The 15,747-nt window shown below is 36.1% G+C and carries 16 protein-coding genes and 1 pseudogene; 10 read left to right on the forward strand and 7 right to left on the reverse strand.

Annotated elements, in window-relative coordinates; genetic code table 11:
- Positions 1–3 precede the first annotated feature (3 nt).
- From NKR74_RS03800 to NKR74_RS03825, 6 genes are all read right to left on the reverse strand, one after another.
- Positions 4–402, reverse strand: a complete 399-nt coding sequence (locus NKR74_RS03800) for a DUF2871 domain-containing protein (protein ID WP_253628666.1) — start codon at positions 400–402, stop codon at positions 4–6.
- A gap of 61 nt (positions 403–463) precedes the next feature.
- Positions 464–832: an HsmA family protein gene (locus NKR74_RS03805; RefSeq protein ID WP_098308159.1), complete on the reverse strand. Its 369-nt coding sequence runs from the start codon at positions 830–832 to the stop codon at positions 464–466.
- A gap of 236 nt (positions 833–1,068) precedes the next feature.
- Positions 1,069–1,782, reverse strand: a complete 714-nt coding sequence (locus tag NKR74_RS03810) for an ABC transporter ATP-binding protein (protein WP_098308161.1) — start codon at positions 1,780–1,782, stop codon at positions 1,069–1,071.
- Positions 1,782–2,855 carry an ABC transporter permease gene (locus NKR74_RS03815; protein WP_098308163.1) on the reverse strand — a complete coding sequence of 358 codons (1,074 nt, stop codon included), beginning with the start codon at positions 2,853–2,855 and terminating at the stop codon, positions 1,782–1,784. Before NKR74_RS03815 ends, NKR74_RS03810 begins: the two co-directional genes overlap by 1 nt.
- 244 nt (positions 2,856–3,099) lie before the next feature.
- Positions 3,100–4,494, reverse strand: a complete 1,395-nt coding sequence (locus NKR74_RS03820) for a sensor histidine kinase (protein ID WP_253628667.1) — start codon at positions 4,492–4,494, stop codon at positions 3,100–3,102.
- A gap of 396 nt (positions 4,495–4,890) precedes the next feature.
- Positions 4,891–7,110 carry an MMPL family transporter gene (locus tag NKR74_RS03825; RefSeq protein ID WP_309247625.1) on the reverse strand — a complete coding sequence of 740 codons (2,220 nt, stop codon included), beginning with the start codon at positions 7,108–7,110 and terminating at the stop codon, positions 4,891–4,893.
- Positions 7,111–7,357: 247 nt separating this feature from the next.
- Here NKR74_RS03825 and cdr point away from each other — a divergent pair, with 247 nt between their 5' ends.
- The 10 genes and pseudogenes from cdr to NKR74_RS03875 all read left to right on the forward strand — a co-directional run bounded on the left by cdr (position 7,358) and on the right by NKR74_RS03875 (position 14,519).
- Positions 7,358–9,022: a CoA-disulfide reductase gene (gene cdr, locus NKR74_RS03830; protein ID WP_253628668.1), complete on the forward strand. Its 1,665-nt coding sequence runs from the start codon at positions 7,358–7,360 to the stop codon at positions 9,020–9,022.
- Positions 9,023–9,472: 450 nt separating this feature from the next.
- On the forward strand, positions 9,473–9,736 hold the full coding sequence (locus NKR74_RS03835) for a metal-sensitive transcriptional regulator (RefSeq protein ID WP_035432943.1): 264 nt from the start codon (positions 9,473–9,475) through the stop codon (positions 9,734–9,736).
- Positions 9,737–9,823: 87 nt separating this feature from the next.
- Positions 9,824–10,392, forward strand: a pseudogene (locus NKR74_RS03840) (sulfurtransferase TusA family protein).
- Positions 10,393–10,440: 48 nt separating this feature from the next.
- A complete protein-coding gene (locus NKR74_RS03845) occupies positions 10,441–11,571 on the forward strand; it encodes an MBL fold metallo-hydrolase (RefSeq protein ID WP_253628669.1) in 1,131 nt (376 codons plus the stop codon).
- A gap of 69 nt (positions 11,572–11,640) precedes the next feature.
- Positions 11,641–11,868, forward strand: a complete 228-nt coding sequence (locus NKR74_RS03850; RefSeq protein ID WP_098308173.1) for a sulfurtransferase TusA family protein — start codon at positions 11,641–11,643, stop codon at positions 11,866–11,868.
- Positions 11,869–11,956: 88 nt separating this feature from the next.
- A complete protein-coding gene (locus NKR74_RS03855) occupies positions 11,957–12,301 on the forward strand; it encodes a rhodanese-like domain-containing protein (RefSeq protein WP_253628670.1) in 345 nt (114 codons plus the stop codon).
- 58 nt (positions 12,302–12,359) lie between these two features.
- Complete coding sequence (locus NKR74_RS03860; protein WP_098308177.1) at positions 12,360–12,728, forward strand: rhodanese-like domain-containing protein; 369 nt, start codon at positions 12,360–12,362, stop codon at positions 12,726–12,728.
- Positions 12,729–12,744: 16 nt separating this feature from the next.
- Entirely contained in the window at positions 12,745–13,041 is a 297-nt protein-coding gene (locus NKR74_RS03865; RefSeq protein WP_098308179.1) for a rhodanese-like domain-containing protein, read from the forward strand.
- Positions 13,042–13,148: 107 nt separating this feature from the next.
- Positions 13,149–13,628, forward strand: a complete 480-nt coding sequence (locus NKR74_RS03870) for a DsrE/DsrF/DrsH-like family protein (RefSeq protein WP_253628671.1) — start codon at positions 13,149–13,151, stop codon at positions 13,626–13,628.
- A gap of 111 nt (positions 13,629–13,739) precedes the next feature.
- On the forward strand, positions 13,740–14,519 hold the full coding sequence (locus NKR74_RS03875; RefSeq protein ID WP_253628672.1) for a sulfite exporter TauE/SafE family protein: 780 nt from the start codon (positions 13,740–13,742) through the stop codon (positions 14,517–14,519).
- Between the two features lie 60 nt (positions 14,520–14,579).
- Here NKR74_RS03875 and NKR74_RS03880 read toward each other — a convergent pair whose 3' ends face one another.
- Complete coding sequence (locus NKR74_RS03880) at positions 14,580–15,725, reverse strand: LCP family protein (RefSeq protein ID WP_253628673.1); 1,146 nt, start codon at positions 15,723–15,725, stop codon at positions 14,580–14,582.
- Positions 15,726–15,747: the final 22 nt, after the last annotated feature.

Below are 15,747 nucleotides of genomic sequence, written 5' to 3' on the forward strand. Positions count from 1 at the left end.
CTGTTATCCCTTGTATGATTTTTTTAATAAAATCATAAACCAAACTAGAGCAATGCCAATGATAGTATGAGACGTTCCTGCTATATGGCTTAACCCTTTAAAATCAGTTCCATTTATTTGAAGAAGTCCGCGTGCCGCCAATGAACCAACTGTTGCAATCAGTCCTATATTATAAACGATGAACCACGCATTAAAACTTTTTGCTTCATGAAATGCAAATGATTTTGATAATGCAAAGGCAATTAAAAAGAACAAAAATCCAAGAACTAACATATGCGTGTGCAAAAGGTTCAGCAGAGTAGTGCCTTGAATTCCCTGCGCTTTTGCATATTCTCTTGCAAATACACCGGAAAATAAACCGATAACTAAGTAGACAAAAGATGCATTATATAACTTTTTCATAATAACCCCCTAAGGTAGTAATAGCAATGTTTATTTCTGGGAATAGAGCTGTATTTAGAAGCTATCTTGTCATTCCGTATATGAGGCCAGAAATATATGGGATTAACCAAATGAACCATACGATAACGCTTAGTGTGTGGAATGTTGTCATCATTTTTTTATCTTTTCTTATTAACACAATCGTTGCCCAAACAGCATGAAATAGCATAAGTAAAATTGCTGATAAGCCTGTTATTCCGTGAAAGCTGAGGAGAGATCCTGCTGAAGCCATTTTCTCCATTAATGTAGTTCCGAGCGTATCACATACTAATCCAAGCCAAAAAATAATGACATGCCAAGGTTTTAATGTTTTTTGAAATTTTTCACTCCATACTCCAATTGTATAAAAAATGAGTGCAGCTGTAATACATGTAATAGCAGATGCTAACACGTTCATCATTCCTTTCTAACAGTCATTTGCTTTATATAAAGCATGTTACATGAGAATTATGAATAGAATATGAACGCAATATTACATATGAAATTTGTCTAATTATTATATTAAAATTACGTTATGTTGTAAATGAAAATGAAAGTATGCTTTAAATGAAAGAAAACTTTCTTATTCCCAAGTCAGATAGGGAATAAGAAAGTTTTTTTAAGATTACTTTTATTGGACTTTTGCTCTTAAATTTCGTTTTCGCGTAGTAATTTTCCATCTCGAAGTGTTAAAATTCGATCACATACATCAAGCATTTTTTCATCGTGTGTAATCATAATTGCTGCTTTTTTGTTTTTCTTAACTTCATGCTTCATTAATTCAACTACTTCTCTAGCACGTTTTGAATCAAGACTAGCAGTAGGTTCATCGGCTAAAATTAAGTCTGGATTATTCATAAAAGCACGAGCGATGGCTACACGTTGTTTTTCACCGCCTGAAAGTTGATTTGGATAATGATTCATTCGATGTGATAATCCAAATGTTTTCAGTAATTCAGTTGCAAGCTTGTCCGCTTCTTTTTTATTTTCTCCCTTTAACTTAGCGATATATAAAAGTTGTTCTTTAACCGATAAGAAAGGTACGAGATTCGCGAATTGGAATATAAAACCAATTTTTTCTAGACGAATACTTGTCATCTCTTTTTCTGATAAATTTGTTACGTTTTGCTCAGAAATATAAATGTTTCCTTTTGAAGGAGAGAGAAGTGCACCAGCAATGGAAAGCAATGTACTTTTCCCTGAACCTGATGGACCAACAATACCGATGAATTCGCCCTCTTTTACATCTAATGTAATTGGATGTAAGGCAGTTACTTCTGTATCTCCTTCGCCATATACTTTACTTACTTGTTCAAGCTTTAATAATGACGCTGGGTTATCCCATTTCACTTCTGTTACCATTACATTCCACCTCCGATTGCTTCTAGTGCATCTACTTTCAATACTTGATATAGAGAAATTAGTGTACCGAATATACTAATTACGATAAAGATACCTGAATATTGTAAGATTGTTGTTGTTGTTAATAAGAATGGCATGCCAGCTGGTAAAACAGTCTCTATTGCCAAGATTAAGCCAATGCCGATTACAAGAGCGACACCAGATAAGAAGATAGATTGTACAACTAAATTACCTGCTAAATATGAGTTTTTTGTTCCGATTGCTTTTAATACGCCTAATTGGTGTGTTTTTTGTAAAGTAATAACATAGAAGAAAACGCCGATTAATAATGCTGAAATTACAAGTAAAAACGCAATAATCATCGTTAATGTTCCTTGTTCTTCTTTATAACCTGGAATACCTTGTAGTACTTCTTTTTTATCAACGATTTTCACATTATCTGTATTATCGATTTTTTTATCAGTATTTAGAGCGATTATACTGTAATCTTTTTCATTTGGCATTGCAATGCTGCTCCATACATTTTCATTCATATGAACAACAGGTGTATGGCTAAACATTTGATTTTCTGTAAATCCAACAACTTTGAAAGTTTTCTTAGAAATAGGATCTACTAGCTCATCTCCAAGCTTTATACCTTTTTCTTTGATGGATTCATCAGCAACGATTTCATTGTCTGCTAAAGCACTGTTTTTCCCTTCAATCACTTTTGGGGCAATGAATGAATCTTGTTTACTTGCAAAAATAGCAGCATCAACTTTTTTTGAACTTCCTTCTTTTTCAAATGTCGTCATTTTAAGATGCATTGGAACCGCATCTTTTTCATCAACTTGTGCTAATACTTTATCTACGTCGTCTTGCTTAATTTGAGAGCGTAATAATTTACCCTCGGCATCACTTGATACTACAAACTTGTCTGCTTTCATTTCGATAATGGAAGAGGCGTTATCATGAGATAAACCATTTGCTAAACCTGATATGATAAGTACAAGAAATGATAAAAGTATCATAATTGTACCGATTAATCCGTATCGTAATTTTGATTGTTTTAATTCTTTAAGTGCTAAAAACATTACGTTCATTCCTCCTTGTTTCGTTCTATGCTCTTATCATAAAGAGGAAATATGAACGGAATATGAACAAAATATTACAAAAGCAGAGTCTACCGTTTATCCCGCTATTCGCGGGCAGTAAGACCTCCACCTCAAGATTAAGAGAAAACGAAGAAGATAGGTGGGGAATAACTGCCTGTAAAAGCCCGATTGGTTCAACTAACTATCAGTGGGGGATGAAAAAAACTCCCACTGATGGGAGTTTTCATATAGATTCTTCTTTTGGTTTCGGAAGGTAAATGGAAAAGGTCGTTCCTTTTCCAAGTTCACTATCAACAGTTATTGCTCCGCCATGAAGGTCAACGACTTTTTTTACAATAGAAAGACCTAATCCGCTTCCATTTACATTTCTGTTTCGCGCAGTATCGGCTTTATGAAAACGATCAAATATTTTTTTTATTTCATTCTCCGGTATACCAATACCCATATCAGTAATCGAAATACGCCACTCTGTTTCCAGTTCTTCTGCTTCAAATGAAATTGTTCCGCCGCTTTCTGTAAATTTGATGCTGTTGGTAAACAAGTTGGTCCATACTTGATGAAGCAAGTTTTCATCTCCGTAAATTTGTATGCTAGGAACATCCATTTCAACTGCAAGTTCTTTTGTTCTCCATTCCCACTCAAGCATAAAAATAATATCTTTTATTTGTTTCCCTAAATCAAAAGGCTGCTTAAGTAAAGTAAGATCTTCTTTATCAAGCGATGCTAACATTAATAATTGTTTACATAAACTGGACATGCGACGACTTTCTGATTCAATGATTTCTAGGTAATGTGTCTGCTCAGATTTCGTTAAATCATTTGTTTGTAATGTTTTGGAAAATCCTTGGATAGATGATAATGGTGACTGAAATTCATGAGAAACATTCGAAACAAATTCTTGTCGCATCTGCTCTGAATTTCGTAATCTTTTGGACATTTTCCGAAAGCTAGTTGCAAGTGTTCCAATCTCATCGCGACGATTTTCTGGAAGTGCTAAATCATAGTTCCCACTTGCGATTTCTTTTGTCGCACGTGTAAATCTTTGAATAGGGCGAACGACAAAGCGGGTAGCTATCGCGATACAAATCAGGCTGATTATAATAGTTAATCCTAATAAAACAGCATAGAAAATACGTAATTCTCCAAATTGCTGTTGAATATCTGGGCGAATAAATAGCGCATACACTTTACCGTTATTTTCAACAGGAATTCCTATACTATTCGAAAGTGTATTGTCAAAAAACCCGGTAGCAAATAAATGATTTGGATATGTTAAAATCCCATTGTATATATTTCCGTTTAATACATGTTCAATCGTCTCTTCGCTAACATTCATTTTCTTGAAATCATCACCGTATCGCTTACCTTGTTTTTTATCGTCTACTAAGTAAATTTCAAAGCCAAGGCTAGAAATAGATTGTAAATAATCATCTTTATTAAGTTCTGTATTTTTTTCATATAAATGCTTTACTTCTTCTGCATACTTTAAAATTTTCTCACTGTTATATGGTTTTAAATACACATGATAATATACATTTGTAAGTAAAAATGCTACAACACTACTAATTAACATAATAAAAATCGATATAATGACAAATCTTGAATATAATGATCGCATAGTATTTCACCTCTAATTCATTTTTCTATCCCGCATTAACGGGCAGTAAGACCCCCACCTCAAGATTGAGAGAGAAGCAAAGAAGATAGGTGGGGGATAACTGCCCGTAAAAGCCCGATTGGTTCAACTAACCGTCAGTGGGGGATGAAGAAAACCCCCACTGACGGAAGTTTCACTTTATCTTTGGACAGTAAGACTTCCACCTTGAAATTTTGAAAAAATAAAGAAGAGAAGTGGGGAGGAAGAAAAAACTGACGGAGTTCTACGTTTGTAGAATAAGAAATGTTTATGAACAGAAGATGAACACGTTATTACAATTGCGAATAAAACGAAAAGTGTGCTGTCAGCAAATTTGATAGCACACTTTTCACTTTATTTAAACGATGAACCATTAGGTTATTTCAAATCTGTTGGAATTGAAGAAATTTGCTTGGAACGGTTTGGCTTGAAAAAAATTAGAATCGAAGGGAGCAGCATACCACGAACAAGGAATGTATCAATTAAAATCCCCATTGTCATCGTCAAACCGAACAGAAAGAGTTCCTGAAGTGGTTGCGTAATGAGTACGCCGAATGTAGCTGCGAGTATAATACCTGCTGATGAAATGACGCCCCCTGTTAAAGCAACTCCACGTGCCACAGCTTCTTTCCATTCATACTTTTGTGCCTCTTCCTTGATGCGAGATACAAGCATAATATTATAATCAACCCCTAATGCAATAAGAAAAACAAAGGTGTAGACAGGTAGACGATAGCTAATCGCATCGTAACCTAAAATATGATGAAAGATCATCCACCCCAGCCCTAGGGTTGCCGCATAGGAAAGTAACATTGTTATCATCATTGTTAGCGCTATAATGATAGATCTTGATTGGAATGCAAGCATAATGAAAATGAAAATTGAAATGAGTGAGAACGTCACGATCGTATCTTTTTCATTTAAAGATTGCACATCTAGTTGCTGTGCCGTTTGCCCGCTATAATGCAAGGAATACTGCTCTGAATCGAAGCCACTTTTCGTTAACAAGTCCTTACTATTGTCTCGGAGCGTACTTATTGTATTTAAAGCTGCTTTATCGTATGGGTTGTCTTGCAAAGTCAATTGTAGTCTGATGGCATGCTTTTCTTCTGATAAGAAATTTTTTGGCAAGCTCGAATTGGGTGCGGATAATCCTGAAGTGATTTCAGGTGTGAACGCATTTATCCCATCTAGTTCTTTGATTGAGTTTGATAGTGAAGCTAATTTTTCAACAAATGGTTGGTCTAATACAATTTCTTTGTCTGATTTCAAAATGACAGTCACTGGTGCTAATTGTCCTGGTGGAAAGTTGGCTTCTAAAATGTCAAAACCTTGCCGCGATGAAATGTCATTTGGAAATGACTTCATTAAATTAAATGAATATTTCATAGATCCAACGTTCAGTGAAGCAAGAATGAGCATAATTAACAGTATACTTGCTGTGATGGAAGGCTTTTTCTTTACAAAAGTGCCTACATTTGTCCAGAAGCCGCTTAACTTTTCTTCTTTTTCGGCTACTTTTGGAATGAAAGGCCAAAATGCTTTTCGACCTACTAGTGCAAATAGAGCGGGAATGAGTGTGATGCCTCCAAGAAGAATGAACACCATGGCAACTGAAAATACTGGGGCAAAGTTATGATATGCATTAAAAACAGCAAAGAACAATGTAAGCATCGCAACCAGCACCGTTCCGCCGCTGAATAAAATAGGTTCCATTACTTGCGTTAATGCAGCTTGCATCGCATCGTATTTCGAACTCGTCTTTTTTAGCTCTTCTTTATAACGAGCTAAGATGAATAAACAATAATCTGTCAAAACAGCAAAGAGCAGAATCATCATAATGGAAAGAGCTTGTTTTTCAACGACGAACCATCCATTTTGGCCTGCTAATCCTAAAATGCGATCGACTACTTGATATACAATACTCGCAATGATTAATGGAATGACGGCGAGTAGGGGAGAGCGATAAATGATGATTAATATAATGAGAATCAATCCGATTGTTGCAAACATTAATACGAAGTCAGCATTTTTGAAAAGCGTAATCGTATCCGCTGCAATTCCAGCTGGGCCCGTAATTTCAAACTGTAAATCTCCTATATCTGTTTGTTTCACATGGTTTCGAATTTGCTCTAGTGTGTCATAAATTTGATCCGATTCTAAATCTTTCGTTAGCGCAATATTTAAAAGAATAGTCGTGTTATCTTTGGAAAACATTTTATCTTGTGTGGCTTTGGGGAGTTGGTGGAATGGTAAGGCACTTGCTACATTTTTGGGTTTATCATCTGAAGAAAGCCACTTACTAATTTCTGAGATTTTTGCACGCTCGGCCTCAGTGATTGCATCTTTTCCATGAAAAACAAGTAGGGCGACTGCTCCATCTTTGGATGGGAATTGTTCATCAAATATTTTTTGAGCTACAGCAGATGGAGTATCTTCATGTATGCTTCCTTCACCACTGCTTGTTGCGTATTTTTTGGCTGCTGGTGCGATGAAACTTAAAACGCCAATAGCAAGAATCCAAGCAATTAAAACGATTTTGGCACCCCTCGGACTACTTATGAAGCGAGCAAGTTTGTGTAAAGGACGATTAATCACATGTATAACCTCCCTTTTTTAATTTCAGGAAAATTTTAGAATAGAAATATGAACGGAATATGAACAGAATATTACAAAAATTATGTCGATAATTAGTTCTTAACTTTGTTTCTATTTTGTGAACAAATGGAAATATCGAGCTGGAAATATTGCATTAATGTTTTTTTATGTTTATTATATACCTATACGGGTATATGTAATTAAAAAGTGGGAATGATTGAACCATATATGAAGGAGGAAAAGAAGGATGAGTAAAAAAATTCTTGTAGTTGGCGGAGTTGCTGGCGGGGCATCAGTGGCAGCACGTCTGCGTCGTTTAAGTGAAGATGATAAGATTATTATGTTTGAGCGCGGAGAGTATATTTCATTTGCAAACTGCGGACTACCATATTATATTGGCGGAGTCATTCAAGAAAGACAAAAGTTGTTAGTGCAAACAGTTGAAAAAATGTCAAAGCGTTTTAATTTAGATATTCGCATTTTAAGCGAAGTAATAAAAATTAATAAAGAAGAAAAAACAATTGTTGTGAAAAATGTAGTTACAAATGAAACTTACGAAGAATCTTATGATGTTTTAATTCTTTCACCGGGTTCTAAGCCGATGGTTCCGTCAATTCCAGGCATTGAAACAGCGAAAGCGTTATTTACATTACGAAATGTACCTGATACAGATCGTATGAAAGGATATATCGATGAAAATAAACCGCGTCATGCGACTGTAATTGGCGGGGGATTTATCGGCGTTGAGATGGCTGAAAACTTGAGAGAAAGAGGCATTGATGTAACACTTGTTGAAATGAACAATCAAGTAATGCCGCCGATTGATTATGAAATGGCAGCATACGTGCATGAACATATGACAAAGCATGGCGTTCAGCTCATTTTAGAAGATGGGGTAGAAGCATTCGAAGAAGATGGAGCAGTTATTCGTCTGAAAAGCGGTACAAAAATTCATACGGATATGATTATTCTTTCTATCGGTGTTCAACCTGAAAGTAGCTTGGCAAAAGATGCAGGACTGGAACTAGGCGTTCGAAATACAATTAAAGTAAATGAAACACTGCAAACTTCTGATCCGTCTATCTATGCGATTGGAGATGCGATTGAAGTAAAAGATTTTGTGACGGAAACGGAAACAATGATTCCACTTGCCTGGCCGGCAAATCGTCAAGGGCGTCTATTAGCGGATATTGTTCATGGCCGTGCAGAGTCTATATATAAAGGAACGATGGGTACATCCATTGCAAAAGTGTTTGAAATGACAGTAGCTTCAACAGGAGTGAATGAAAAAGTATTACAACGTTTAGAGATACCCTATGAGGTAGTTCACGTACAAGCACACTCTCATGCGGGGTATTATCCAAATGCGTATCCGATCTTACTAAAGCTCATCTTTAACAAGGAAACTGGAGAAATTTACGGAGCGCAAGCTGTAGGCCGCGATGGCGTAGATAAACGTATCGATGTCATCGCAACAGCAATGAAAGCAAAATTGAAGGTTATGGATTTACCTGATTTAGAATTAGCATACGCTCCGCCGTATTCTTCTGCTAAAGATCCTGTAAACATGGTGGGGTATGCAGCAAGCAATATGATTGAAGGGCTTGTTCATATAGTGCAATGGCATGAAATTGATGACATCGTTGAAAAAGGCGGATATTTAATTGATGTTCGTGAACCGCATGAATTAAAACAAGGAATCATAAAAGGATCTGTGAATATCCCATTGGATGAATTGCGTGATCGACTGCATGAAATTCCAACAAATCAAGAAATTTATATTACATGTCAACTTGGCATGAGAGGTTACGTAGCAGCACGTATTTTAATGGAAAATGGGTATGCAGCAAAGAATGTAGACGGTGGTTTTAAATTGTATGCGACTGCTTTGCCAAGTCGTGTTGAGCATTAATATTTTAAGTTTGTTCACTATAAGTGATAACGTCCTGTCAGTTTTGATAGGGCGTTAGCCCGCATTAACGGGCAGTAAGACCCCCACCTCAAGATTAAGAGAGAAGCATTGTCCAGCTCTAGCGGCTAGAATCTCCGGTCGTTTCGCCCCCTCGGACGAGGCAAAAAGCTCCTCTCTGTCGGGTGCTCCAACGTCCTGCGATTCTGAGCGAGCCGCTTCCGCTTTTCTTAAGAGGATAGGTGGGGGATAACTGCCCGTAAAGACCCGATTGGTTCAACTAACTATCAGTGGGGATGAAGAACGCCCCACTGATAGAAGTTTCACTTTATCACAAAAAAATAAAAAAGAGGGGTTTACAAAATACCCTCTAGGGTATAATATACGTGTATAAGGTTAAATAAACACTTTACTTTAACATAAAACAAATAAAAGCATGGAGGTGCTCATACATTGGAATATGGTCAAGACATGAAGAATCGTTTGAAGCGAATTGAAGGACAAATTCGTGGTGTACTTCGCATGATGGAAGAAGGAAAAGATTGTAAAGAAGTGATTACACAATTGACTGCATCACGTTCTGCGATGGATCGTACCATTGGATTAATTGTCGGAACGAACTTAGAAAAATGTCTTCGCGAGCAGTTTGAAAAAGGTGATACGTCTAATGAAGATGTAATAAAAGAGGCTGTACAACTACTTGTAAAAAGTAGATAATCTGTCAATTTATTGACAGATTTTAAAAATGATTTTATTATACCCGTACAGGTATGTGTATAATGATAGTTTCAGGAGGAATGAAACATGAGTATAAAAGTTAATACTACTTTGGATTGTAGAGGTTTAGCATGCCCGATGCCAATTGTTCGGACGAAGAAAGCAATGGATACATTAGAAGCAGGGCAAGTCATTGAAGTGGAAGCGACAGATAAAGGATCGATAGCTGATATTCAAGCTTGGGCGAAAAATGTAGGACATCAATATCTCGGTACGAAAGACGAGAACAGTGTTTTGAAGCATTATTTACGAAAAGCACGTCAAGAGGAAATGAAGGAAGAGGCTAAGTATCCTCATACAATGACAAATGAAGAACTACAAAATAAGTTAACATCTCAAGAAGAATGCATTGTGTTAGATGTACGGGAACCAGCTGAATTTGCTTTTGGTCACATTCCATTAGCTGTATTAATTACGTTAGGTGATTTAGAAGAAAGATGGAGTGAGCTTGATCAAACAAAACCGATTTATGTCATTTGCCGCACAGGTAACCGTAGTGATCTAGCATGTCAGTTATTAGAAAACAAGGTTTCTTGAATGTGAAAAATGTAGTCCCTGGTATGTCGCAGTGGCAAGGTAATTTGGAGCAGGAATAAAGAGTTTTTTATTTTTTTAAATAAAAATATACCGTAGGGGGTAAGGTAATGGGTGTTGTAGGATTACAAGCGAAAGATGTTGCTGAGAAGGTGTTGTTTGAAGAACTGTTTATTTTAGATGTTCGTAATGAAGCAGATTATGTGGATTGGAAAATTGAAGGAAAGCAAGTAGCATCTATTAATAAGCCATACTTTGATCTATTAGAAGGTGTAGACGGTATTTTGGCTGAATTGCCAAAAAATCAAGATCTTCTTGTTGTATGTGCGAAAGAAGGGTCTTCTATGTTTGTTGCTGAACAACTCGTAGAAGCTGGCATAGAGAATGTCTATTATTTAGTTGGTGGTATGAAAGCCTGGAGTGAGTATGTTAAACCAATTAAAGTAGGTAATTTAAAAGATGGCGGTAGCATTTATCAATTCAATCGCGTCGGAAAAGGTTGTTTATCGTATATGGTTGTTTCGAATGGTGAAGTGGCAGTGATTGATTCTGTACGCACAATCGAAGCTTATGAAAGTTTTGCGAAAGAACAAGGTGTTGTGATTACGAATGTTATGGATACACATTTACATGCCGATCATATTTCTGGCGGTCGTAAGTTAGCTGAGAAGGTAAACGCTACGTATTGGTTACCACCAAAAGATGCAGAAGAGGTCGTATTTTCTTATGAGCCGCTTGTAGAAGGAACTGTCATTACAGTTGGAACAACAAAAATTGACATTCAAGCAATTTATTCACCAGGTCATACAATTGGGAGTACGTCATTTATCGTAGATAATTCTTATCTTCTATCAGGTGATATTTTATTTGTAGATTCCATCGGTCGCCCAGATCTTGCGGGTAAGGCAGAAGACTGGGTAAGTGATTTACGTATTACTTTATATAAACGTTACAAAGAACTATCTCAAGAGTTAATTGTTTTACCAGCTCATTATTCTAAAGTGAGTGAACTGGATGAACAAGGCGTAGTTAGCGCAAAATTGAAAGATTTATTTGTACAGAATGCAGGATTAAATATTGAGGATGAGGCAGAGTTTCGTAAAACAGTTACAGAAAACTTACCACCACAGCCGAATGCATATCAAGAAATTCGTCAAACGAATATGGGGAAAATCAATCCAAATGAAGAAGAACAGCGTGAAATGGAAATAGGGCCAAATCGCTGTGCAGTACATGAATAACATGAGATTCTAGTTATCTTCTATTAGGAAACAAATTTAAAATAAAACATACTACTGGAGGTATATAAAATGAATGTAAAACAAGTATTAGATGCAAAAGGATTAGCGTGCCCAATGCCAATCGTAAGAACAAAAAAAGCGATGGATGCCCTGCAATCTGGAGAGGTGCTAGAGGTTCATTTAACAGATAAAGGTTCTATAAAAGATATTCCAGCATGGGCACAAACAGGTGGACATGAAGTATTACAACATGTTGAAGAAGACGGTGTTCTAAAATTCTGGATTAAGAAAGCGTAAAAATAAGAGTCTTATTGCGGAATTCAATGTGTATATTGAGAAATGTATGGAGCTAAATGAATTTAAAAATAGGGGGATAATGATAAACATGTTTTATATAGGTATTGCGTTAATGATTGTTTTTGCCCGTATACTTTTTAGACGTTACTTTCCTATCTTAGGTGTTCCATGCATTTCACATCCTAGAACTGTAAAATATGGTAATGAAGTTATTTTAGATTCACGTGATTATAATGAAAGCAGTCAGGAAAGCATTCCCGAGTCTATTCAAATACCATACGCATATTTAGCGAGATATTATCATGAGATTCCAGATAGCCCGATTCATCTTATTGTCAATAATACGTTAGATCGAAATTTGAGTATACGTTTTTTGAGAAAGAAAGGCTTTCATATACAAAGCTATAGCTTAACAAAATGTCCGTGTAAATAATAAGAGATTGCATGACGAGTATGGATTTGCGATTTAAAGTGAACGGAGGGGATGTTGTATGAGTACGAATGTAGCATTGAACATCGTTTTTATTGCGCTTATTTCTTGGTTTGTTATCTCTCGTTTTTTACCTGTTAAGGGAGTAAAAAATATAAGCGGAAAAGCACTAAAAGATGAGATCAAGAAAAAGAATAAGCAATTGATTGATGTTCGTACACCAGGGGAATTTAGAGGCAATCATATTCAAGGTTTTCGGAATATGCCATTAAATGAATTAGTACAAAAAGCAAATAGCTTAGATAAAAACAAAGAAGTAATTGTAATTTGTCAAAGTGGAATGAGAAGTAAACAAGCAACAAAAATTTTAAAGAAGCTAGGGTTTAAACATATTATAAATGTCTCAGGTGGTATGAACGCTTGGAGTTAAGGAGGATGTATGAAGAATGAAAGAAATTACTGCGAAAGAATTAGAACATAAACTTATGAGTAATGAAACGGTAAACATGATTGATGTGCGTGAGGTAGAAGAAGTTGCTGAAGGGAAAATTCCGGGAGTACTTCATATTCCACTTGGCTTATTAGAGTTTCGCATGCATGAGTTAGATAAAAATAAAGAGTATGTGATTGTATGTCATTCTGGTGGTAGAAGTTCACGAGCAGTTCAATTTTTAGAAAGTCAGGGTTTCCAAGCTATCAATATGAATGGTGGAATGTTAGCTTGGGAAGGGAAAACAGAGTAGTTATGAAATAGATGAACAGAAGACAGAAAGTCCTTTCAGTTGTGAAAGGACTTTGTACGGATTTTTTAATTACCTATACGGGTATATGTAATGAGGGGAGATTCAATATGGAACAAAAGAAAAAAACAACAATTGTGTTATTTAGCGGAGATTACGATAAAGCGATGGCAGCGTATATTATCGCAAATGGTGCAGCAGCGTATGATCAAGAAGTAACCATTTTCCATACATTTTGGGGGTTGAATGCGCTGCGTAAAGATGAGCCGGTAAAAGCAAAGAAAAATTTCTTAGAGAAAATGTTTGGAAAGATGATGCCCCGCGGTGCAGATAAGATGGGGTTATCGAAAATGAATTTTGCAGGTATGGGACCGAAAATGATTAAGCATGTCATGAAAAAACATAATGCAATGCCACTGCCAGATTTAATTGATATGGCGAAAGAACAAGGAATAAAGCTAGTCGCTTGTCAAATGACAGTGGATTTATTAGGACTAAAAGAAGAAGAAATTATGGAAGATGTCGAATTTGCAGGAGTTGCAGCATATTTAGCGGATGCGTCTGAAGGAAATGTGAACTTGTTTATTTAAATTCACCCCCTTTTAAATCTCTAATGGGTAGTTATACGTATCGAAATAAAGAAATTGATGAGGGTATTCTATGAGTAGGATACCTTCTTTTCAAAAGGGGGAAGAATGAACATGAGCCTTGGCTTTATCGTTGTGCTCTTTATCATTGGTTTTATTGGTTCATTTATTTCAGGAATGGTCGGCATTGGTGGTGCCATTATTAATTATCCCATGATTTTGTATATTCCAGCGTTATTAGGGTTTACGGGGTATACAGCTCATGAAGTAAGTGGCATTACAGCTGTACAAGTGTTTTTTGCGACTTTTGCAGGTGTATGGGCGTATCGTAAAAGTGGTTATATAAATAAAACATTAGTGCTATATATGGGAACGAGTATTTTAATAGGAGGTTTTATAGGGAGTCTTGGTTCAAAGGTATTAGATGAGAACCAAGTAAATGTTATGTATGCGATTTTAGCTACAATTGCAGCCATTATGATGTTTGTGCCGAAAAAGAATCGTGATGATCTCCCTTTAGGGGAACTTACGTATAATAAGTGGTTAGCTAGTGTTTTAGCTTTTATTGTAGGTTCTGCTTCAGGGATTGTTGGAGCAGGAGGAGCTTTTCTTTTAGTACCTATTATGCTTGTCATCCTCAAATTGCCTACACGTGTGACAATCGCGACTTCATTAGCGATTACTTTTATTTCTTCTATAGGTATTATGGTTGGAAAAATTTCTACAGGACAAGTAGTTGTATTTCCGTCTATAATCATTGCCATTGCAAGTTTACTTGCATCGCCTATCGGAGCGAGTGTCGGTAAAAAAATGAACCAAAAAATATTGCAGTGGATATTAGCGATATTAATTGTTGCAACATCGGTTAAAATTTGGATGGATATGTTGTTGTAGTATGCTAACTTCACTTTTTCATATAAAATAAGTCCTATTTTCATAGGACTTATTTTTACATTAATTATTATTTGTTGATTGGCTTGTTGGATTCTTTGATGTAGGTTGTTCTTTATCCTCTTGGTCTTGATTCTGATTTTTATCTTCATCTTGGGCTACAGGTTTTGTATCAGCAGGAAGTCCAAGGTGATCACGAAGTTGTTTTGTTATGTCTTTTATATTTTTTTGATCAGGCATGTAGTAATACGTATGTTTTGGAGCATAAGTAGGTTTACAGACTTTATCCGCTGCCATATAGCAGTCTTCGCCAGCTAGTTGTACTTTTTCAATTGAAGACCCTATACCATATTTGTAGAATGATAACATATCATCAAAGGAGAAATTTGTTTTAAAGTCTCCATTAATATCATCAATGATTTTTCCTACTTTTGTTATGGAACCAGCACTCGCTAGTTTTTTTACAGTAGCTTCAATGACAAGTTGTTGGCGTTGACCACGCATAGCATCGCTATCGATTTTGCGTGTTCTTGCTAAAGCAAGAGCTTGTTCTCCATTTAGATGCTGGTACCCTTTCTCGAGATGAATTGCACCAGCTGTATCGTTACTATCTTGTTCTGTAAACGTAACGGGTACATCTACGTCGATTCCCCCTAAATCATCGACAACTTTAATGAAAGATTTAAAGTTAAATTTTACAAAATAATCGACAGGAACGTTAAATAGTTTTTCTACTGCGTCAATAGTAGCTTGAGGGCCACCATCTTTTCCGTTTTTCACAGCACCAAATGCATATGCATGTGCAATTTTATCTTTTTTCTTCTCTATTGGAATGGACGTGTATGTATCACGTGGAATACTTACTAGTTTTACTGTTTTACTATCCTTATTAAAAGTTGCGAGTAGCAGCGCATCTGTATGAAATGAGCCCGCGTACTCTTTTTCACGTCCTTGGTTTTCATCAATCCCCATAATTAAAACAGATACGTTATTAGAAATGGGTTTGACAGCTTGTTCACGTAATTTGGATTTATCACCACGCGCTAAATCATGAGCGGCATTTCGAACAGCTGAAGATGCTTTACTCACTAAGAACCAAGTGTAACCTCCCCCGATAATTAAAAATAATACAATAACAAACCCGACAATTTTTAATTTTTTATTGCTTTTTTTTTGCTTATGTTCACGTAAATTTGGTTGTTGATCCATTTTATATACTCCTTCATCGCTA

Origin of the sequence: Bacillus sp. 3103sda1 (genome assembly GCF_024159135.1) — a bacterium.
Classification (GTDB): domain Bacteria; phylum Bacillota; class Bacilli; order Bacillales; family Bacillaceae_G; genus Bacillus_A; species Bacillus_A rhizoplanae.

Excerpts from the sequence above, each read along its gene's own strand:
- NKR74_RS03810 (WP_098308161.1), bottom strand. The coding sequence starts at position 1,782 with ATGGTAACAGAAGTGAAATGGGATAACCCAGCGTCATTATTAAAGCTT.
- NKR74_RS03875 (WP_253628672.1), top strand. The coding sequence starts at position 13,740 with ATGAGCCTTGGCTTTATCGTTGTGCTCTTTATCATTGGTTTTATTGGT.
- NKR74_RS03800 (WP_253628666.1), bottom strand. The coding sequence starts at position 402 with ATGAAAAAGTTATATAATGCATCTTTTGTCTACTTAGTTATCGGTTTA.
- NKR74_RS03860 (WP_098308177.1), top strand. The coding sequence starts at position 12,360 with ATGAGTACGAATGTAGCATTGAACATCGTTTTTATTGCGCTTATTTCT.
- cdr (WP_253628668.1), top strand. The coding sequence starts at position 7,358 with ATGAGTAAAAAAATTCTTGTAGTTGGCGGAGTTGCTGGCGGGGCATCA.
- NKR74_RS03870 (WP_253628671.1), top strand. The coding sequence starts at position 13,149 with ATGGAACAAAAGAAAAAAACAACAATTGTGTTATTTAGCGGAGATTAC.
- NKR74_RS03815 (WP_098308163.1), bottom strand. The coding sequence starts at position 2,855 with ATGTTTTTAGCACTTAAAGAATTAAAACAATCAAAATTACGATACGGA.
- NKR74_RS03845 (WP_253628669.1), top strand. The coding sequence starts at position 10,441 with ATGGGTGTTGTAGGATTACAAGCGAAAGATGTTGCTGAGAAGGTGTTG.
- NKR74_RS03820 (WP_253628667.1), bottom strand. The coding sequence starts at position 4,494 with ATGCGATCATTATATTCAAGATTTGTCATTATATCGATTTTTATTATG.
- NKR74_RS03865 (WP_098308179.1), top strand. The coding sequence starts at position 12,745 with ATGAAAGAAATTACTGCGAAAGAATTAGAACATAAACTTATGAGTAAT.
- NKR74_RS03850 (WP_098308173.1), top strand. The coding sequence starts at position 11,641 with ATGAATGTAAAACAAGTATTAGATGCAAAAGGATTAGCGTGCCCAATG.
- NKR74_RS03855 (WP_253628670.1), top strand. The coding sequence starts at position 11,957 with ATGTTTTATATAGGTATTGCGTTAATGATTGTTTTTGCCCGTATACTT.
- NKR74_RS03880 (WP_253628673.1), bottom strand. The coding sequence starts at position 15,725 with ATGGATCAACAACCAAATTTACGTGAACATAAGCAAAAAAAAAGCAAT.